Here is a 20,344-nt window from a genome sequence, read left to right on the forward strand (position 1 = left end):
CCTTGTTTAGCTTAACTTTTCTTTTAGCATGACCTCAAGCTTACCTTGGTCAATTGCAAAGTTACGAATACCTTCTGCTAACTTATCAACGGCCATTGGATCTTCGTTAAATGCCCAGCGGAATTCGGCTTCTGTTAGCGGTGTAGGAGCCGTTGATGATGCTGGTACTGCTTTAAGTTTCTCAGCAACAAGGATATTAGTATTGGCCAACTCTTCTAATAGAGCGGGTCCAATAGTTAAGCGATCACAACCTGCTAATTCGATGATCTCACCGATATTACGGAAACTTGCTCCCATTACAACCGTGCTATAACCGTGTTGTTTGTAGTAATCATAGATTTCAGTAACAGAAATTACCCCTGGATCAGTATCAGCAGTATAATCTTTACCCGTATCTTTCTTGTACCAGTCAAGAATACGGCCTACAAAAGGAGAAATAAGGTAAACCCCAGCTTCAGCACAAGCTCTTGCTTGAGCAAAGCTAAATAGTAAGGTTAGGTTACAGTTAATGCCTTCTTGCTCTAACTCTTTAGCGGCACAGATACCTTCCCAGGTTGATGCTAGTTTGATTAGAATGCGTGATTTATCAACCCCAGCTTCTTTATAAAGCTTGATAAGCTTATGTGCCTTATTGATAGAACCTTGCTTGTCGAAAGAAAGACGTGCATCGACTTCTGTAGAAATACGACCCGGTACTAACTTTAGTATCTCTATGCCGATATTTACCGCCAGTTTATCACCAGCATCTTCAATTTGCTGTGCTTGATCATTACTTTGGGTTTGAGCCCATGCAATTGCATTATCAATTAGAGGGGCATATTCAGGAATTTGCGCAGCTTTCAAAATCAATGATGGATTTGTTGTAGCATCTTCAGGTTGATAGCGTTTGATTGCTTCAATGTCACCGGTGTCTGCGACAATAGTAGTAAATGATTTGAGTTGAGTGAGTGCATTGGCCATGTGACGTTTCCTCTCGATAAGAAAATGGTTATTTTAATTCCTTTATTAAACGTGATTTTACTCTTTATTCCAACGTTTTGGTAAAAAAATTACCAAATATTGCGCAATTTTACTCATTTTCTGTTTTTTATTGTTGTTAAATTTCGACTTAGATGCAAATGGGTGTTTATTTAATTGAGGAGGAAAAACAGAATCATGACAGAAAGTAGAGGTTTAGAGGTTTTTACTATTGTTCATTAAACAAAAAAGCCGCTGATATCAGCGGCTTTTTATCGAAAACGATTTGTATTAAACTATTTTAATACAGCGCGTTTCTCTGTACCAGTAACGATTGCTTCAATACGACGATTCAGTCTATGCGCTTCAGCAGTATTACCTTGAGCTACAGGTTTAGTTACACCATAACCGACAGATTTAATACGGTTTGCACTGATACCATATTTAGTTCTCAATGCATTTGCAACTGAGCTAGCACGAAGATCAGATAACTTCATGTTATATGAGTCTTTACCTACGTTTGACGCATGGCCTTCAACAATAACAGTGTGCTCTGGGTTTTTCTTCATGTAGTCTGCTAACTTTTCTAAATCAGCAAATGAAGCTTGGTTAATCACTGCAGAGTTATTAGCGAACAAAATGCCACCTAAGTCATGCTTAGTTGTCGCGAATTCATATACTGTACAACCAGTCGCATCCACTTTGTGGTTGCTTGGTGTATTAGGACATTTGTCTAAACGATCAACAACGCCATCACTATCAGAATCTGCATCAGCAACAACTACTGGAGCAACAACAGCAGCAACAGGTGCTGCTTGGGTAGAACCAAAGCGGTAGCTTAATTCTAGACCCCAATAGTTACTTTCCATTTGTAAGTTGTTTAATACATCAGCATCAAGGTTTTCGTAACGACGATATTTAGCTGCTAACTTTAAGTTTTCGTTAAAGTTATAACCAACACCAACACCAGCAAATAAGGCAATGCCTGATTCGCTTAAGTTTACGCCGTTAAAAGACTGTTGATTCTCTAAAAGGTAGCTATAAGTACCTAGTTCTGATGATAAGCTCCACTTATTTGCTAGTGGATAAAAACCAACTAAACCTAAACTAACACCAGTAGCACCTACGTCATACATAGTATTATCTGTACCAGTCCAGTCAGCGCGACCTAGATCACGATAGCCTAATTCTAAACCGATATATTCATTGAATAAGTAACCACCAACTACATCCCAAGCGTATGGGGAGTCTTCACCACATACTTGAGTACCTGGTTGGTCACAGTTTTGCTCGTAATTGTTGACACCTAAGCCACCACCAACATACCAAGGTGATAGTTGTTCTGCAGCTGATGCAGCGAAAGGTAACATAGAGGTGAGTAATACTACTTTTAATGTGTTCTTCATCATTTATAAGTCCATTGTTATTATACTTCACCAAAACGCATATTTTACGATTATTGAAAACATACGCAACTGACACTTGAGAGGTGAATCCGTTATGTTTTAGTCAGCGATGTAATTATCATCGTTAATTATGTGATTTGCTATAGTAAATATGATTAATTTAGCTTTAATATCGAAATAATAGCATTTTTTGAGTATTTTGAAAGTTCCGCATTTACATTCTATTAATGCTTTCATGCTTTTGTTGCAGCTTTGTTAGGTTTCTTGGAGACTTTTTGCCAATTTACCTTTGGCGTTGAAGTATAAAAAATGCGTTTTTTAGGCGCATTTTTTATTTGAGTAGCTTAATTTACTGTTAAATCAATTAACAATAGTCCAATGCTAACGAGTCCATACCCAGTTTTCGATTTCAACAGGATCTACCCCATTTACCTTAATGTAGTTTTTATGATCAACCAAGCGTTGTAACATGTCAGTGGTAATGCGCACGTGTTGAGTTTCGTCAATTACGCTTTGTTGGAATAACTTGTATGCCATATCAATTACTAAGTGGTACCGAGAGGTGCCGTTACGTACACCCATATCAAATGGAGTTGTAGTTGAACCTTCTTCTTCGTAACCCTTAATACGGAAGCGGCGGTTACCTTTATAATCAAATACCAGTTTCTTGATGGTGTTTGGGTAACCGTGGTAGTTAAAGACCACGCCTTTATCTTCAGTGAATACTTCATCCATCATCCAAGGCTTGCTTTGGAACTCAAGGCTGCCTAAACCGCTGCTGTGAAGTTCTGACACACTCACAAAGCGGATACGTACTCTTGGTAATATTTCACGTATTAGCACTAAAGAGGCCATACATTCTTGAGTCGCATAGTCGCCACAACCGGCTAGTACAACATCAGGATTATTATCTGACGCAAAATCCCACACCATCATGCCATCTTTAGCTTGCTTGCGAGCTTCAGCTAACGACAACCACTGTGGTAGTGATTTCTTACCAGCAACGATAATGTTCAGTTTATCTCTATCTGCATATGCTTTTTCGGTATACACCAAAGTACTGTTAGCATCTGCTGGTAAATAAGCAGAGATAATGTTTGGGTGCTTCTCCAGCATAGCGCCTAGGAAAGACGGGTTCTGGTGAGAATAACCGTTGTGATCTTGACGCTCTAATAGCGATGACAATACTACGTTACAGGCTGGAATTGGCTTACGGAAATGGATCCCTTGGCTTGCATGAACGTATTTACAGTATTGGTCCGCCATAGATGACACTACTTGAGAGAAAGCCTCATAAGTTGGGAACATACCGTGACGGCCCGTTACTGTGTAGCCGTGTAACATACCAAAAAGTAAGTTTTCAGATAACAGCTCAATCACGCGGCCATCACGAGACATGTCTTGATCCCAGTTTTCAATTGGCCACTGCCAAGCACGATCTGTTTCTTCAAATACGGCTTGTAATTGGTTTGAATAGGTTTCATCAGGGCTGAAAATACGCAGGTTACGTTGATCGCGATTTAGTTTGAATGCATCACGCATCCATTCACCCATTTTGAGCATTGAGAAACCACGTTGACCACGGGGAGTTTCAGCGCCGTAACCTAGTTTAGCTAAGTCAGGGTTGGCTAAGGCACGCACCACTTCACCACCGTAGCTTAGGCGTTGACGACCACAGCAAAGATCTTTTGGTGGCATTAAAGACATAATGTCTTTATCAAATACGAGTTCGCCAGTATCAGTAATTTGTACTAGTTCATCAAACTTATAGCTGGCTAACCATGCATCTAATGCTTCAAGGTGGCCTTTATCTTTAGCACAGTTGCTAACGATAACTTGGTGTGACTCACAGTTACCAGCAAGTTTTTTACCCTCATATTCAGTAGTACCAGTCCAGCCTTTTGCTGTTCTCATTAAGATCACCGGCCAGCGTGGTTTAACTACGTCTTCACCAGAACGTGCACGGCGTTGAATGTCATTGATCATGTCATAGGACAAGTCCATAGCGGCTAACATCTGATCATAGATGTCAGTATCAAGTTCGTCGTCAACTATGATTGGGTGGTAGCCAAGACCACGGAATTCTAAATCAAGCTCTTCATGACTCATGCGTCCCATACGGGTTGGGCCAGAGATTTTATAACCGTTGATGTGAACGATTGGCAGAACTGCACCGTTATGCTTAGGTGCAACTAAACGGTTAGCATACCAAGATGCTGCTAGTGGGCCAGTTTCTGCTTCACCGTCGCCGATTAAACAGGCTGCAATCAGATTTGGGTTGTCCAGTACTGAGCCCCATGCCACAGACAATGAATAGCCAAGTTCGCCACCTTCTAAGATTTGTCCTGGTGCTTCTGGATTTGCGTGTGATGGGTAACCATATGCGGCAGAGAATTTTTTACAGATGTCTTCGATACCTGTTTCTGTATAAGGAATTGTCTCTGAGTAGAAATGGCTTAATGAACCTTCCATAAATAGGTTGGCCTGTACTGCAGGAAAACCATGGCCGGGGCCAACAAGATAGATGAACTCTCGATTATGTTTAACAATGAGACGGTTTACGTTAGCGTAGACAAAATTGATCCCAGGGCAGGTTCCCCAGTGACCTAGTAGCCTAGGCTTAATATCTGTGTGCTCAAGTTTACGTTTGTAAAGTACGTTTTGTTTCAAATAAATTTGCGAAGTTGCAAGGAAGTTAGTGGCTCGAACAAACTTTTTGAGTGCGGTAATTTCATTAGCAGTTGTCATATTGACCTCATTGGAACGAGAAATATTGAATGATTAATCTTAATTTAAGAACACTGTATTTCATATTGAGGCTTAATAATGTGTGGTGGGTCTAACTTTTGTTAATTACGTGGTGATATTTCACTGTAGAGTTATATTGTTTTTGTTGTAGTGTTGGTTTTGTAACGTGGAGGTTTGTTACGTTGCTGTTGAACTAGAGGCTGTGAAGTGATTTTTAAGGCAAATTTATTAAATTCTAATTGACTGCTTATGTTAATTTGAAGACAGAAAATACCATCGAATATCGTAATGAGTCTTAATGTAATTTCAAACTAAATTACAGATCATTTGTTGAAAAGGTATAATAAGCCAAGCCACAAGACTGGTTTTCAGTTAATCAAAATTTAAACCAATAATAATCAAGCAATTAAAATAACTTTGTTTGTCGTGATGACAGCATCTATGCCGAGATATAGATAAGCTGTCGCATGCAGGTAGCGTTATTTCAAAGGAATAGATAAGCATTATGGCAATGTTAGAAAAAATAATTAATTATTTAAACGGCCTGCTTTGGGGCGAGCTATTAGTTTATGGGCTGGTGGGAGCAGGTTTGTATTTTACGGTACGCCTAGGGTTTATTCAGTTTACTCAGTTTGGTCATGGCCTGAAATTACTCGCGATTAGTCGTAGACCCGGTAAAAATGGATTATCTTCTTTTCAAGTTTTCTGTACCAGCATGGCTGCTCGAGTCGGTGCGGGTAATATGGCCGGTGTTGCTTTTGCAATAGGTGTAGCAGGCCCTGGAGCTGTTTTTTGGATGTGGGCTATTGCTGTTTTAGGCATGGCAACCGCGATGATTGAATCTACTCTAGCGCAAGTTTATAAAGTGAAAGATGTGGATGGGCAATACCGTGGTGGCCCTTCTTATTATATGGAACAAGGATTAGGGCAGCGCTGGATGGGAGTGTTGTTTTCAGTGCTATTAATTATTTGTTTTGGTTTGGTTTTTAATGCAGTTCAAGCCAATACAATAGCCGGTGCGATGACCGCGGTATTTGATGTTGATCCATTGTATATAGGTATTTTGATTACGATCTTTAGTGGTGTAGTCATTATGGGTGGATTAAGAAAGGTTGCTAAAGTATCGGAATTTATTGTTCCTCTAATGGCATTGGTTTATATCATTATGGCGTTTATTGTCGTAATGATAAATATTGAGGAACTACCAAGAGTATTTATGCTCGTTATCAATAGTGCATTTGGTTGGCAAGAGGCTGCTGGTGGTGCTATTGCGTATAGTGTGTCCCAAGCTATGCAGGCAGGGATTGCGCGTGGATTATTTTCAAATGAAGCCGGAATGGGCAGTGCTGCTAATATTGCTGCAAGTGCTTCTCCCAACCCAAATCACCCAGCATCTCAAGGTTATATTCAAATGATGGGGGTATTTTTTGATACTATCGTTATTTGTACCGCAACAGCGGCAATAATATTGCTTTCGGGTGATGCTGCTGGTTCTGGTGAAGGCATTGGCATGACAATCAATGCATTAACTTTTCATGTTGGTGCATGGGGCGGTGCCTTTATTGCTTTAGCTATCTTGTTATTCTGTTTTACCTCTATTATTGCAAATTACTCTTATGCTGAAACTAACATCATGTTTTTGTCTGGTAACAGCAAAAAAGCATTACCTTTATTTAGACTGGTAGTATTAGGCATGGTGATGTTTGGTGCTATGGCTAAAATTGGTTTGGTATGGGATTTAGCTGATGTGTCTATGGGGCTAATGGCGTTGGTTAACATTGTCGCAATAGTGTTACTTTCAGGATTAGCCATTAGAGTCATTAATGATTATCGTCAGCAAGTTAAAGAGGGAAAAGATCCGGTATTTGATACCAGTAAATTTCCTGAGTTAGCAGATCAATTGGAAGAGAAAATTTGGCCAGACTTATCTGCTAATAACAAAAAATAAGCGACTGTTGTTTTTTATGCATTGATTTAATGCGTTAGTCTAATCGAAAAAACCATGCTTATTCAGCATGGTTTTTTTGTATCAGTCACGTATTATGGACAGTATTCAGATAAAGGAGTTAACCATGCTGGTTTTAGTATCACCTGCCAAAACATTAGATTTTGAACATCCGCCCATAACGGCAACGTTTACTCAACCGACATTATTATCCCATAGTGAATCACTGATTAAGATATGTCGGCAGCTAACTCCTGTTGATATTGCTAGTTTAATGAAGGTAAGTGATAAAATTGCCGGTTTGAATGCTGCTCGTTTTGCACAATGGCAGCCAGACTTTACCCCCACTAATGCCAAACAAGCTATGTTCGCTTTTAGAGGCGATGTTTATACCGGATTTGATGCAGACAGCTTGTCAGAACCGCAAATTGAATCCGCACAGCGACATATGCGTATATTGTCAGGTTTATATGGCTTGCTTAAACCTCTTGATTTAATTCAGCCTTATCGATTGGAAATGGGGACAAAACTAGCTAATTCAGCAGGAGATAATTTATATGCTTTTTGGGGGGAGATTATTACTGATGAAGTGAATAAAGCATTGGCAGAGCAGGGCGATGACATTATCGTTAATTTAGCTTCTAATGAGTACTTCAAGTCAGTTAAGGTCAAGCAACTTAAAGGGCAACTTATTACCCCAGTTTTTAAAGATTGTAAGAATGGTCAGTATAAGATAATTAGTTTTTACGCCAAAAAAGCACGCGGTTTGATGGCAAGGTATATTGTCAATAATCAACCTAAGACATTAAAACAGTTAATTGAATTTGACTTAGAGGGTTACTATTACAGTCCTGAGCAGTCTAAGGTTGATAGCCCAGTGTTCTTACGTGATGAGCAGCACTAGAAACCACTAATCCTGTAAAATGAAGATGTTGATTGCATCAACAGGATGATAAAAAATGCCCTGATGTTAAGGGCATTTTTATGAATAACACTTGGCAAAATATCAAGTAGGGTTCATCACTATGATCATTCAGACTTTTTTAATGGTCTTAGGTCAATCTCAGATTGCGCCATCATATAAGCAAATTGCACATAGGCTGCTACATTTTGAGCCAATGCCTTTGGATCGATTTTATCTAAAGTATCATTAGGGGTGTGATGATAATCAAAGTAATCAGTACCATCTTGTTTTAACGATGCAACAGGTACGCCCAAACTAGGCATCATAGAGACATCAGGGCCGCCAGAAGCGTCATTAGTGCCTAAAGCTACGCCGTTTAATGTCATAGTCGATACTTGGTGTTGAATTTGACTAAAGCTTGCTGGCGCAACATTAAAGTCAATTTGATAAACAGGACCTGCACCAAAATCAGATTCTGCTGCAATATAATGCTTTTCTAGTTCGCTGGCATGCATCTCTGCGTAGGCTTTTCCACCAACTAAACCTACTTCTTCAGCGGCATATAGCACAACACGAATAGTACGAGCAGGTTTTTGTGGTAAATCTTGAATTAACTTTGCCGCCGCAGTAACAATAGCGACTCCAGCTCCGTCATCAATCGCACCGGTGCCTTCGTCCCATGAATCTAAATGTGCTCCAATTAATACGATTTCATCAGGCTTGCTACTGCCAGTTACCTCGGCTATAACATTGTAAGAGGTAGCAATACCTAAATTTTCTGATGTCATATTCAATGACATAATAATATTAGGGTCACGCTTTAACATGGCGTTGATTAAGTCGGCATCTGGTGCTGACATTGCCGCAGCAGGAATTTTAGGTACATCTTCTTGGTAACGCATCATACCCGTATGAGCCATACGGTCATGATCTGTTCCAATTGAGCGAATGACTACCGCAACAGCGCCTTTTTTAGCGGCCTCTACAGCGCCTTTAGAGCGTCCACCAACAGTAACACCATAACCATTACCATCTTTATGTCGATCAGTTTTATGGTCGATAAAAACAATTTTTCCCTCAATGCGCCCAGGTGAGGCCAAAGTGAGCTCTTCTAACGATTCAAAGCGTACTATGGGTGCTTGAATGCCTGTATCTGGAGTGCCTATGCTACCGCCCAGAGCGGCGATCACCAAAGGCTGCTCAAACGGTGACACAATACTGGCAGATGTCATGGTCCCTCTAGACCATGCCGGAACTTGAACTGATTCTTTATAGACTTTATCAAAGCCCATTAACCACAGTTTTTCCATTGCCCATTCGACAGCCATAATATCCTTATCTGTGCCAGCTAATCGAGGTCCTACTTCTACTGTGAGTGACTCAACAATATCGTAGGCTCTATTTGAACTAAGCGCTTGTTGCGCTAATTGTTGACTGATTTGCGCATCTTCAGAGTCATTAATGACCCGTTCGAGCGATTTAGGTTTAGATGGTGTTGTTTGCTGGCAGCCAAATAATGCCACTGCAAATAAAGCTGTTAAGCTGAGGTGTTGATAATTTCGCATGAGTTTCCTTCAAATATTCTAACTATGTCTCATTTTTTTAAACAATCTACCAAAAAGTGTGCTTTATGTCCCGACTCTATTTTTAAGGTGACGCTATATTAGGCAAATGTTAGATGAGGAGAGTATTTTAGGTGATGGATATAGAGAAAATGCAGCAACAAGCCGATCATGCGGTGGTCTTATTAAAAGCGCTAGCGAATGAACGCAGACTGTTTATTTTATGTCACCTGCTTAATGATGGTGAAATGTGTGTAGGTGATATGAATAAAAAGCTAGGGCTAAGTCAGTCAGCTTTATCGCAACACCTTGCATGGTTAAGAAAAGATAATCTAGTTGGCACACGCAAAGAGGCACAAACTGTTTACTACTCATTAAAAAGCGATGAAGTAAAAGCGCTTATTCAGGTACTGAATAATATGTATTGCCACTAAGCGGTATTCGTTAAGCCTTAATCGTTATTAAGCGGTTAAGGTTTTTATTACCTACTTGGCTAAGTTGTGGCATTAGTTTTACTTCTATTAATTGGTTTAATGCTTACATCGAATAGATTAATTGAACTAATCCGCTGAATTTTAAGCATAAAAAAACCGGCCTAGGCCGGTTTTTTGAGATTGATTACTAAATTAAGCAACTAGTGCTTTGATTCTAGCATTCAAACGTGACTTTTGACGGCCAGCTCTATTCTTGTGAATAAGGCCTTTTGTCGCCATACGGTCAACTATTGGTTGTGCAACTGCGAACGCTTCTGTAGCCGCTTTGTGGTCACCGATCTTGATAGCAGCGATGACTTTCTTAACGTATGTACGTAACATTGAGCGACGGCTTGCGTTATGCTGACGACGCTTTTCAGACTGAAGCGCGCGCTTCTTTGCAGACTTGCTATTAGCCAAGGTGCAACTCCTAAAAACTGGATTTGATACTTTTAAAGGTCGAGGAATATGCCTGCTTTAAGTCGCTTTGTCAACGACTAAAATTGAAATCTCATCATAAATGATAAAATATACAATCGGCGTGCTTATCTTCAACCCACTCGTGTAATATGTGGCGTAATTCTAACAGCTCTTTAGCCTCTGTGACAGAGTTTGCTTAGAATATTTGCAACAAATCCCATTAAATTTTATGGGCAAGATGAGCTTTTGGGGGTCAATTGAGTAAAAAGTTAATTAAATCAGGTGTCGTTGTTAGTGCTATGACATTGATTTCTCGTGTAATGGGGTTAGTGCGTGATGTTGTTATTGCAAACTTAATGGGAGCAGGAAGCAGCGCAGATGTTTTTTTCTTTGCTAACAAAATACCTAATTTTTTACGTCGTCTATTTGCTGAAGGTGCTTTCGCACAGGCATTTGTGCCTGTTTTAACGGAATATCAAGAAAAACATTCAGCCGAGGAAACGCGGGAGTTACTCGGTAAGGTTACCGGTACACTAGGTTTATTGGTCACTATCGTGACCTTAGTTGGTGTTATTGGCTCCCCTATACTTGCTGCGTTATTTGGCGGTGGCTGGTTTTTAGACTGGTTGAACGATGGACCCAATGCCGAAAAGTTCGAGCTTGCATCATTAATGCTTAAAATTACTTTTCCTTACTTATGGTTTATTACTTTTACTGCGTTAGCAGGGTCAATCTTAAATACTAGAGGCCGGTTTGCAGTATCGGCATTTACACCGGTTTTTCTTAACATTGCCATTATCGGGTTTGCTTTATATGCATCTCCCACTATGGAAAGCCCAGAAATAGGATTGGCATGGGGGGTTTTTGTTGGTGGCCTGGTGCAATTTGTATTTCAAATCCCTTTTTTAATTCAAGAGCGCGCGTTAATTAAACCTTCTTGGGGTTGGCATCATCCGGGTGTGGTTAAAATTCGTACCTTAATGCTTCCCGCACTGTTTGGGGTATCCGTTTCTCAAATTAATTTACTGTTTGATACCTTTATTGCCAGCTTTTTAATGACGGGATCGATTAGCTGGCTATATTACGCTGATCGGTTACTTGAGTTTCCACTCGGATTATTTGGTATTGCTATCGCAACGGTAATTTTACCCGCTCTTTCTAGAAAGCATATTAACGCTGAAGGGGAAGGGTTTCGTCAAACCATGGATTGGGGCGTTAAAGCCATTTTGCTATTAGGCATGCCAGCTATGTTTGGTTTGATTTTGCTCGCGCAACCTATGTTGATGGTGTTGTTTATGCGCGGTGCATTTAGCCTCACCGATGTTGAAATGGCCTCGTACAGCCTAGTGGCTTATGGTGCAGGCTTGCTGAGTTTTATGATGATTAAAGTGTTAGCGCCAGGTTATTATGCTAGGCATGATACAAAAACACCCGTTAAGTTCGGTATTATTGCTATGGTAACTAACATGGTGTTTAACCTTATATTTGCTATTCCATTTGGTTATGTAGGTTTAGCAATAGCGACATCCTTATCAGCATTACTTAATGCTGGATTATTATACCGTGGTTTACATAAGGCTGGGGTGTACAATCTTAGCCGCGCAACATTGATATTTACGCTTAAAATTGTCATCGCGACAGCGGTAATGTCTGCAATGTTATGGTATTTTTTACCTGTTCAATCACAATGGCTTAGTTGGAGCATTAGTGAAAGAATGATGGCGTTAGTCGCGCTTATTTGTAGCGGCGCATTAACTTATCTGGTTACCTTACTTTTGCTCGGTGTCAGACCATGGAAAATAAAAACAGCCCCAGTTGTTCCTTAAGCGCAGATTTATAGTCGCTTAATAGAGTTAGTGGGTTTAAGTGAACGGTGGTTTGGGTATATAATCTGCCGATTTACTATTAATAAACAATTTAGGCAAGTATTGGCGTAATGGAATTAATCCGCGGTATACACAATTTATTACCTTCTCATCATGGTTGCGTGCTAAGCATAGGCAACTTTGACGGTGTGCACCGTGGTCATGCAGAAGTGATCCGTAATTTGGTAGATAAAGCGCATCATTTTCAACTACCTGCGACCATAATGACATTTGAACCACAACCTCAAGAGTTGTTTCGTGGTGAGCATGCTCCAGCAAGATTAAGTTTGTTAAGAGACAAAGCCAGGCTTTTGGAAGAATTAGAAGTTGACCGACTATTATGTGTTAATTTCACTCGCTCTTTTGCTAGTCAGCCAGCACAAGCATTTATTGAAGAATTATTAGTTAATAAACTGGGGATTAAATACCTGGTTGTTGGTGATGACTTTTGTTTTGGAAAAGGCCGTGAAGGCAACTTTGATATGCTGGTAGCGGCAGGCAAACAGTTTGGTTTTAGTGTTGTCAGCACTCAAAGTTTTGTTGTTGGTACCCACAGGGTGAGTTCAACGTTAGTTCGTGAACAGCTCATGTTAGGCAATTTAGAACAAGCAAGGCGGTTATTGGGTCATCCATTCATGCTGAGTGGTAAAGTGGCTCATGGGCAAAAAATTGGTAGAACTATTGGTTTTCCCACGGCAAATATTGCTTTAAAAAGAAAAGTAGTTCCAATACGCGGAGTATTCGCAGTACGATTTTTTTGGAACGGCAGTGATATATATGAAGGTGTTGCAAATGTCGGCTTTCGTCCGACAGTGCAAGGCCAAGTTTGTCAGTTAGAAGTGCACTTATTTGATTTTAATGGTGACTTATATGGCAAGCGAGTAGAAGTTGAATTAGTGGCTAAAATCCGTGACGAGCAACCATTTGAGTCATTGGATGCACTAAAAAAACAAATTTTGAATGATGCGAATGAAGCTAAGGCTTTGTTCTGCTTTGATGCAAGCTGATTATTCAGCTTAATTAACGGTATGGGATCAATGAGCGACTATAAACTGACTTTGAATTTGCCGGAAACAGAGTTTCCGATGCGCGGTAATTTAGCTAATCGCGAGCCAGAAATGTTAAATCGCTGGACGCAGGATGGGTTATATCAACACATTCGTGACAGTAGAACCGGCCGTAAACCGTTTATTCTGCACGATGGCCCTCCGTATGCGAATGGCAGTATTCATATTGGTCACTCTGTAAACAAAATCTTAAAAGACATTATTATTAAATCAAAAACCATGTCTGGTTTTGATGCGCCTTATATCCCTGGTTGGGATTGTCACGGCTTGCCGATTGAATTGAAAGTTGAGCAAAAAGTGGGCAAGCCAGGGCAAAAGATTTCAGCTGCTGAATTTCGTGAGGAATGCCGTAAATATGCTGCAATTCAAGTAGATGGCCAGCGCGATGACTTTATTCGTTTGGGTGTGTTAGGTGACTGGCAAAACCCTTACCTAACCATGGACTTTACGACTGAAGCCAACATTGTGCGTTCATTAGCCAAGGTTATCGATAGCGGCCATTTGCACAAAGGTGTAAAGCCAGTGCATTGGTGTACTGACTGTGGTTCTGCACTTGCTGAGGCTGAAGTTGAATACGAAGATAAAACATCACCAGCGATTGATGTCAGTTTTACCGCAGTAGATAGTGCTGCTGTTGCGGCAAAGTTTGGTGTTGAAAATTATGCTTATCCAGTATCAATGGCGATTTGGACCACAACTCCGTGGACATTACCTGCTAACCGCGCGTTATCTGTAAGTCCTGAGTTTACCTATAGCTTAGTTGAATTTACTAAAGATGGTGTGACCGCTGCAGTGATCTTAGGTCAAGTGTTGGTTGAGCAGTGTGTTGAACGTTATGGATTTGATTCACATAAAATTATTGGTGAAGTCAAAGGCGCAGAGCTTGAGTTAACTCGCTTTAAACACCCATTTTTAAGCTTTGATGTTCCTGCCATTCTTGGTGACCATGTTACCACTGATGCAGGTACTGGGATTGTTCACACCGCTCCTGGGCACGGTCAAGACGACTTCGTTGTGGGTCAGTTATACGGTTTAGAAGTGGCCAACCCTGTTGGCGATAACGGTGTATTCAAACCTGATACTGAGTTCTTTGCTGGCCAACATGTGTTTAAAGCTAATGACAATGTAGTCGCACTATTAAAAGAAAAAGACGCACTGCTTAATCATGTTGCTTACCGTCACAGCTATCCGCATTGCTGGCGCCATAAAACACCGATTATCTTTCGTGCAACACCTCAGTGGTTCATATCAATGGACAACAAAGGCTTACGGACTCAAGCTTTATCTGAAATCAAGAAAACGCATTGGCTACCAGATTGGGGTCAAAGTCGAATTGAAAAAATGGTTGAGAATCGTCCAGATTGGTGTATTTCACGCCAACGTACTTGGGGTGTACCAATCACATTATTTGTACACCGTGAAACCGATGAGATACATCCTGATAGCGTGTCATTGATGGAGCGCATCGCTCACCGTATTGAGCAACAAGGTATTCAAGCTTGGTGGGATTTAGATGAATCAGAACTATTAGGTGAAGAAGCTTCTCAGTATCGTAAAGTCACTGACACCTTAGATGTTTGGTATGACTCAGGATCTTCTTTTTCATCAGTGGTTGCAGCGCGCCCAGAGTTTCAAGGCCATGAAATTGATTTATATCTTGAAGGTAGTGATCAACACCGCGGCTGGTTTATGTCATCACTGATGATCTCTACCGCGATGAACGGCAAAGCGCCTTATAAGCAAGTGCTTACACACGGATTTACCGTTGATGGTAAAGGCCGCAAAATGTCTAAGTCTGTTGGTAACGTGATTGCGCCATTGCAAGTGACCAATAAATTGGGTGCCGACATTTTACGTTTATGGGTTGCAGCAACCGATTATAGCGGTGAAATGACTGTATCTGATGAGATTTTAAATCGTAGCGCCGATGCGTATCGCCGTATTCGAAATACCGCTCGTTTCTTGTTGGCTAACTTAAGCGGCTTTAACCCAGAAACCGATATGGTTGCGCCAGAAGATATGGTGGCATTAGATCGTTGGGTCATGCGTCGCGCTGATGCACTACAAAGTGAAATTATTGCTGCGTACGATCAATATAACTTCCACTTAGTGACTCAAAAGTTAATGCAATTCTGTTCAATTGAATTAGGTGCATTCTACTTAGATATCATTAAGGATCGTCAATATACCGCTAAGCAAGATGGTAACGCTCGTCGTAGTTGTCAATCTGCATTATTCCATATATCTGAAGCTATGGTACGTTGGATCACCCCAATTTTAAGCTTTACTGCAGATGAAATCTGGCAATTGTTACCAGGTAAACGCGATAAGTATGTGTTTACGGAAGAATGGTATCAAGGGCTACAGTCTGTCACTCTTGAAAGCGATTTAAGTGATGATTACTGGCAGAAGCTACTTGCTGTGCGCAATGAAGTGAATAAAGTGATTGAACAAGCCCGCCGTGATAAACGTGTTGGTGGTTCATTAGAAGCTGAAGTGACTTTATTTGCCGATGCAGAACTTGCCGCAGAGCTAGCTAAGCTAGATGATGAATTACGTTTTGTATTATTAACCTCAAAAGCGGTAGTTGCGCCTTTAGCTGATGCACCAGCAGATGCAGTGGTAACTGAACTTGAAAATCTAAAACTAGTGGTGACTAAAAGTGAAGCGCAAAAGTGTGAGCGTTGCTGGCACCATCGTGAAGAGGTCAGTACTATTGAAGCCCACCCAACATTGTGTCAACGCTGCGTGACCAATATTGAAGGTGAAGGCGAACAACGCGAATTTGCATAAGGATATAATGTTATGAGTACTGTTCCAGCGACATGGAAGGACAGTGGCTTGCGTTGGTATTGGGTAGCTGTATTTGTATTTATTGCAGATCAGTTATCTAAACAATGGGTACTGGAAAACTTTGATTTATATGAATCAATTCAGTTACTGCCATTTTTCAATTTTACTTATGTACGCAATTACGGCGCAGCATTTAGCTTCTTAAGTGATGCGGGTGGTTGGCAACGTTGGTTTTTTGCCGTTATCGCGATAGGTTTTAGTACCTTATTGACCATTTGGTTGAGAAAACAGTCACATAAAATGCTGCGTACAAATCTTGCCTACACATTAGTCATTGGTGGGGCATTAGGTAATTTAATTGATCGTTTAATGCACGGCTTCGTAGTGGACTTTATCGATTTCTATTGGAAAACTAGCCATTATCCAGCTTTTAATATTGCTGACTCTGCCATATTTATGGGGGCGATATTAATTCTGTGGGAAGCCTTTAAGCCTGATGTTGCTCAAACTGAGCAGGAGCAATCAAAGTGACCGATTTAAACAAACCTGATAACCATGCCATCTTGTGTCATATGAACCTTATTTTAGAAGACGGCTCAACCGCCGATAGCACTAAAGCATCAGGTAAACCTGCGCGGTTTAATTTAGGCGATCAAAGCTTAAGTCCAGCGTTAGAAGCGCAAATTAAAAATTTATCTGAAGGTGATAAGCATACCTTTACCCTTGATGCTAAAGATGCTTTTGGAGAGTCGAACCCTGATGCGATTCATCATATGGATCGTAGCCGTTTCCCTGCAAACATGAAGTTAGAGCCTGGTGTTATTGTCAGTTTTTCTGGCCCAGGTGGCAGTGAGATTCCAGGGATTGTGCGTGAAACAATAGGTGATTCGATTACTGTAGATTTAAATCATCCATTGGCTGGGCATAAAATTACTTTTGAATTGGATGTTGTACAGGTCATCACGGAGTAAACATTACCTATGTTAAAAGTCGATCCTACTTCAGCTAAACTCAACATTTTATTAGCTAATCCACGGGGTTTTTGTGCGGGTGTTGATCGTGCAATTAGTATTGTTGAACGCGCTTTAGAGTTATTTGAACCACCGATTTATGTACGTCACGAGGTCGTGCATAATCGCTATGTGGTGCAAAATTTAAAAGATCGTGGGGCGATATTTGTTGAAGAGCTAGAACAAGTGCCCGATAACTCAATTGTTATTTTCAGTGCTCACGGTGTTTCTCAAGCTGTAAGAAAAGAAGCTAAACACCGTGGTTTGAAAGTGTTTGATGCCACTTGTCCTTTAGTGACGAAAGTACATTTGCAAGTGACTCGAGCAAGCCGCAAAGGTATTGAATGTATTTTAATTGGCCATGAGGGTCACCCTGAAGTAGAAGGGACCATGGGACAATACGATAATGATCAGGGCGGCGTTTATTTAATTGAGTCACCTGAAGATGTCGCAGCATTGTCGGTTAAAAATGCTGATAATTTATGTTTTGTGACCCAAACAACCTTATCTGTCGACGATACGCTGGATATTATTGCCGCGTTACAAAAACGCTTTCCTTCCATTGAAGGGCCTAGAAAAGATGACATTTGCTATGCAACTCAAAATCGTCAAGATGCAGTGAGAAGCCTTTCTGCGCAAGTTGATTTATTGATTGTTGTTGGTTCTAAAAATAGCTCTAACTCAAACAGATTGAGAGAGCTGGCTGAAAAAACTGGTACTCAGGCTTACCTAGTGGATACAGCAGCAGATGTAGATCCTAGTTGGTTTAAAGATGTATCTAAGGTTGCAGTTACTGCCGGAGCTTCAGCACCAGAGGTACTGGTTCAGCAAGTTGTCAATGCAATTGCTGAGCATGCACCGAGTGCGATTACCGAAGTTGAAGGACGTAAAGAAGACATCGTTTTTGCTGTTCCTGCCGAGTTAAGGTAGCGTTAACGCTTTTTCTCAACCATACTGTACTGAATAAACCCGTAGCTTTAAGTTACGGGTTTTTTTGTGCTTAAAATTTAATCGGAGTATAGTTGTTGTTAATAATCGCTTTGCGGAAACGTAAACAGATTAAACTAGATTGTTACTAACTTGTAAGTTAGAATTATTTATCTACACATACGCTATAAGTTATAGATTTTTAAGCTTAAAACGTTAATTTTGAGGTCAGAAACATGACGATTGTCGAAGGCTTGACATATGCAGGTTAAAGTTAAAGGATTCTCTTTAATCGAGGTTATGGTCTCACTGGTTATTTTAGTGATAGGCCTTATTGGTATTTTTAATTTACACATAGTGGCTAAACAAGGCAGCTTTGAGTCTTTTCAACAAACTCAAGCATCTTATTATGCCAATGATATTGTTAACAGAATGCGAATGAATCCATCTGAGCTTAACAACTATGAAGGAACCTATAACGGAGGTACATCGGCGCCGACTAAAGCCTGTGATGTGGGAATTGGTGGTAATACTATTTGCACTAATATTGAAACCCGTTTATGGGATATTTACCAGTGGGAGCGCTCGTTTCAAGGTGAAAATGAAAAGTCTTCTGGTGCTAATGTCGGTGGTCTAGACTCTACCACAGCGTGTATTAATATTAATGACCGAGATGTCACCGTTGTTATGACGTGGCGCGGTATTCGAGCTTCAACTGATGGATTAAGCGAGGGCAGTACTTTTGCAAAAAGTTGTGGCACATCAAGTAATCGGCGTCGTGCGTTAGTTATTAATACCGCGATTTTGTAAGGTAAAAAAATGCCAAAAAAATTAACATTACAAACGGGTTTATCGCTTGTTGAATTAATGGTAGCCATGTTGATCAGCTTGTTTTTATCAGCGGGTCTTTTTAGCATGTTTAGTATGTCATCAAGCAATGTGACCACGACAAGCCAATTTAACCAATTACAAGAAAATGGCCGTATCGCATTAGCTATTATGGAAAGAGATATTAGTCAGTTAGGTTTTACTGGTGATATAACAGGCACTGATTTTACTGTTGGGGTTAATACTATTATATCTGCGACTGCCGTACCAAATGATTGTGTTGGTGCCGGTGTCAATAATGCGAGCTTTCCTATTAACCAGCCATCTCACTTTAGGCGCTTATGGGGTTATGAGGCCGGTGTGAGCGGCGAGAGTTTTACCTGTATTACCCCAAAGGCGAAGACTGATGTTATACAAATGAAGCGTCTTGTTGGTCCGTCCGTTTTACCTGCTAATATTAATCCAACTCGTTATTATGCCGCTTCAACATCTACCCAAATTGAAATTTTTAATGGCAATGCTGTTCCACCTACACTAATGAACAGCCGTATTTGGGAGTATCAGCATCATATTTACTATATTGAAAATGATGGCGATATTCCAATATTAAAGCGGCGGACACTTTCAATTGGCAACGGGATGAATAACGATGAACAATTAGTCGAAGGAATAGAAAATATGCGTATTTTGTATGGCTTTGACAATAATGGTGATGACACTGCAGACAGTTATATGCCAGTACAGAATGTCACGACACTGATGTGGGATAATGCATTTTTTCAGCGTTTGGTGTCTCTTCGGGTTTATCTGTTAGTACGAGGCACTCAAAAAGACAGAAGTTACACTAATGATGTGACATATACTTTGGGTGATAAAACCATTGGTCCGCTTAATGATAACTATCGTCGAAAGGTCGTTTCCACAACTATCGTATTAGAGAATCCAGTTCTGATTAGGAATTAATCATCTAGTTAGTAAGTATATTTAGGTAAAAGCAATGCAAAATTCAATAAAAAAGCAGCAAGGAGTAGTATTATTCTTCTCTTTGATCATTTTGGTCATAATGACGGTTATTGGTGTAGCGCTTGCAGTTAACTCTACCCAGTCATTGCGTATGGCAGGTGCTGGCTCTGAGCGAATAGAAGCCATGATGTCAGTTCAAGGCGCACAGGTAAAAGTAATCGCCGATAATGAAGGCGCTGTAATGAGCGCTATGAGTGTCGTCACTGTACTAAATGATGCGGCATTAGGCGTGACCAATACTATTACCCCTATGTCAGCAGGGGATGTTGACTGCCAACGCAGTATGAAAGCTAACTCGGGTACTTCGCTAATATGCCGACGTTTTGAAGTATCTAGTAATGCCAGTTTTGGTCGCAGTAATTTAGGGCAAGTTACTGTTATTTTAGGCTTTGAACAAGAAATGTTACCTTAGGAGC

Annotated in this window: 17 protein-coding genes; 12 read left to right on the plus strand and 5 right to left on the minus strand. The window is 40.5% G+C overall.

The window, feature by feature from the left end:
- Positions 1-6 precede the first annotated feature (6 nt).
- From tal to L0B17_RS06930, 3 genes are all read right to left on the minus strand, one after another.
- Positions 7-960 carry a transaldolase gene (gene tal, locus L0B17_RS06920; protein WP_235088664.1) on the minus strand — a complete coding sequence of 318 codons (954 nt, stop codon included), beginning with the start codon at positions 958-960 and terminating at the stop codon, positions 7-9.
- A 293-nt stretch (positions 961-1,253) separates the two neighbouring features.
- A complete protein-coding gene (locus L0B17_RS06925) occupies positions 1,254-2,366 on the minus strand; it encodes an OmpA family protein (protein WP_235088665.1) in 1,113 nt (370 codons plus the stop codon).
- 378 nt (positions 2,367-2,744) lie between these two features.
- Positions 2,745-5,111 carry a phosphoketolase family protein gene (locus L0B17_RS06930; RefSeq protein ID WP_235088666.1) on the minus strand — a complete coding sequence of 789 codons (2,367 nt, stop codon included), beginning with the start codon at positions 5,109-5,111 and terminating at the stop codon, positions 2,745-2,747.
- A gap of 511 nt (positions 5,112-5,622) precedes the next feature.
- On the opposite strand from L0B17_RS06930, the gene L0B17_RS06935 reads away from it, so the two are divergent.
- Together L0B17_RS06935 and yaaA are read left to right on the plus strand one after the other, a co-directional pair.
- A complete protein-coding gene (locus L0B17_RS06935; RefSeq protein ID WP_235089657.1) occupies positions 5,623-7,059 on the plus strand; it encodes an alanine/glycine:cation symporter family protein in 1,437 nt (478 codons plus the stop codon).
- A 124-nt stretch (positions 7,060-7,183) separates the two neighbouring features.
- Positions 7,184-7,960, plus strand: a complete 777-nt coding sequence (yaaA, locus tag L0B17_RS06940; protein WP_235088667.1) for a peroxide stress protein YaaA — start codon at positions 7,184-7,186, stop codon at positions 7,958-7,960.
- Between the two features lie 125 nt (positions 7,961-8,085).
- Here the strand turns inward: yaaA and L0B17_RS06945 are convergent, their stop codons facing one another.
- Positions 8,086-9,525 (minus strand): M20/M25/M40 family metallo-hydrolase, encoded by a 1,440-nt coding sequence (locus L0B17_RS06945; protein WP_235088669.1) that lies wholly within the window; start codon positions 9,523-9,525, stop codon positions 8,086-8,088.
- Positions 9,526-9,659: 134 nt separating this feature from the next.
- On the opposite strand from L0B17_RS06945, the gene L0B17_RS06950 reads away from it, so the two are divergent.
- Positions 9,660-9,956 (plus strand): ArsR/SmtB family transcription factor, encoded by a 297-nt coding sequence (locus L0B17_RS06950; RefSeq protein ID WP_226415862.1) that lies wholly within the window; start codon positions 9,660-9,662, stop codon positions 9,954-9,956.
- 192 nt (positions 9,957-10,148) lie between these two features.
- Here the strand turns inward: L0B17_RS06950 and rpsT are convergent, their stop codons facing one another.
- A complete protein-coding gene (rpsT, locus tag L0B17_RS06955; RefSeq protein WP_235088670.1) occupies positions 10,149-10,415 on the minus strand; it encodes a 30S ribosomal protein S20 in 267 nt (88 codons plus the stop codon).
- Between the two features lie 257 nt (positions 10,416-10,672).
- Here rpsT and murJ point away from each other — a divergent pair, with 257 nt between their 5' ends.
- The 9 genes from murJ (at position 10,673) to L0B17_RS07000 (ending at position 20,340) form a co-directional block, all read left to right on the plus strand.
- Positions 10,673-12,241, plus strand: a complete 1,569-nt coding sequence (gene murJ / locus L0B17_RS06960; RefSeq protein ID WP_235088671.1) for a murein biosynthesis integral membrane protein MurJ — start codon at positions 10,673-10,675, stop codon at positions 12,239-12,241.
- A gap of 110 nt (positions 12,242-12,351) precedes the next feature.
- Complete coding sequence (gene ribF, locus L0B17_RS06965) at positions 12,352-13,287, plus strand: bifunctional riboflavin kinase/FAD synthetase (protein WP_235088672.1); 936 nt, start codon at positions 12,352-12,354, stop codon at positions 13,285-13,287.
- A gap of 30 nt (positions 13,288-13,317) precedes the next feature.
- Positions 13,318-16,140: an isoleucine--tRNA ligase gene (gene ileS / locus L0B17_RS06970; RefSeq protein ID WP_235088675.1), complete on the plus strand. Its 2,823-nt coding sequence runs from the start codon at positions 13,318-13,320 to the stop codon at positions 16,138-16,140.
- Positions 16,141-16,152: 12 nt separating this feature from the next.
- Positions 16,153-16,671: a signal peptidase II gene (lspA, locus tag L0B17_RS06975; protein ID WP_235088676.1), complete on the plus strand. Its 519-nt coding sequence runs from the start codon at positions 16,153-16,155 to the stop codon at positions 16,669-16,671.
- 41 nt (positions 16,672-16,712) lie between these two features.
- Positions 16,713-17,111 carry an FKBP-type peptidyl-prolyl cis-trans isomerase gene (gene fkpB, locus L0B17_RS06980; RefSeq protein ID WP_235089659.1) on the plus strand — a complete coding sequence of 133 codons (399 nt, stop codon included), beginning with the start codon at positions 16,713-16,715 and terminating at the stop codon, positions 17,109-17,111.
- Between the two features lie 9 nt (positions 17,112-17,120).
- On the plus strand, positions 17,121-18,080 hold the full coding sequence (gene ispH, locus L0B17_RS06985) for a 4-hydroxy-3-methylbut-2-enyl diphosphate reductase (protein WP_235088678.1): 960 nt from the start codon (positions 17,121-17,123) through the stop codon (positions 18,078-18,080).
- A gap of 258 nt (positions 18,081-18,338) precedes the next feature.
- On the plus strand, positions 18,339-18,887 hold the full coding sequence (gene pilV / locus L0B17_RS06990; RefSeq protein WP_235088682.1) for a type IV pilus modification protein PilV: 549 nt from the start codon (positions 18,339-18,341) through the stop codon (positions 18,885-18,887).
- A 9-nt stretch (positions 18,888-18,896) separates the two neighbouring features.
- The gene (locus L0B17_RS06995) at positions 18,897-19,868 is read left to right on the plus strand and encodes a PilW family protein (protein WP_235088684.1); all 972 of its coding nucleotides are present in this window, start codon (positions 18,897-18,899) and stop codon (positions 19,866-19,868) included.
- 46 nt (positions 19,869-19,914) lie between these two features.
- Positions 19,915-20,340 carry a pilus assembly PilX family protein gene (locus L0B17_RS07000; protein ID WP_235089666.1) on the plus strand — a complete coding sequence of 142 codons (426 nt, stop codon included), beginning with the start codon at positions 19,915-19,917 and terminating at the stop codon, positions 20,338-20,340.
- Positions 20,341-20,344: the final 4 nt, after the last annotated feature.

This window comes from Shewanella sp. OMA3-2, from assembly GCF_021513195.1.
GTDB lineage: Bacteria > Pseudomonadota > Gammaproteobacteria > Enterobacterales > Shewanellaceae > Shewanella.

Bases quoted from the DNA above. Each gene is read 5' to 3' on its own strand.
- tal (WP_235088664.1), bottom strand. From the start codon at position 960: ATGGCCAATGCACTCACTCAACTCAAATCATTTACTACTATTGTCGCA.
- L0B17_RS06925 (WP_235088665.1), bottom strand. From the start codon at position 2,366: ATGATGAAGAACACATTAAAAGTAGTATTACTCACCTCTATGTTACCT.
- L0B17_RS06930 (WP_235088666.1), bottom strand. From the start codon at position 5,111: ATGACAACTGCTAATGAAATTACCGCACTCAAAAAGTTTGTTCGAGCC.
- L0B17_RS06935 (WP_235089657.1), top strand. From the start codon at position 5,623: ATGTTAGAAAAAATAATTAATTATTTAAACGGCCTGCTTTGGGGCGAG.
- yaaA (WP_235088667.1), top strand. From the start codon at position 7,184: ATGCTGGTTTTAGTATCACCTGCCAAAACATTAGATTTTGAACATCCG.
- L0B17_RS06945 (WP_235088669.1), bottom strand. From the start codon at position 9,525: ATGCGAAATTATCAACACCTCAGCTTAACAGCTTTATTTGCAGTGGCA.
- L0B17_RS06950 (WP_226415862.1), top strand. From the start codon at position 9,660: ATGGATATAGAGAAAATGCAGCAACAAGCCGATCATGCGGTGGTCTTA.
- ribF (WP_235088672.1), top strand. From the start codon at position 12,352: ATGGAATTAATCCGCGGTATACACAATTTATTACCTTCTCATCATGGT.
- ileS (WP_235088675.1), top strand. From the start codon at position 13,318: ATGAGCGACTATAAACTGACTTTGAATTTGCCGGAAACAGAGTTTCCG.
- lspA (WP_235088676.1), top strand. From the start codon at position 16,153: ATGAGTACTGTTCCAGCGACATGGAAGGACAGTGGCTTGCGTTGGTAT.
- fkpB (WP_235089659.1), top strand. From the start codon at position 16,713: ATGAACCTTATTTTAGAAGACGGCTCAACCGCCGATAGCACTAAAGCA.
- ispH (WP_235088678.1), top strand. From the start codon at position 17,121: ATGTTAAAAGTCGATCCTACTTCAGCTAAACTCAACATTTTATTAGCT.
- pilV (WP_235088682.1), top strand. From the start codon at position 18,339: ATGCAGGTTAAAGTTAAAGGATTCTCTTTAATCGAGGTTATGGTCTCA.
- L0B17_RS06995 (WP_235088684.1), top strand. From the start codon at position 18,897: ATGCCAAAAAAATTAACATTACAAACGGGTTTATCGCTTGTTGAATTA.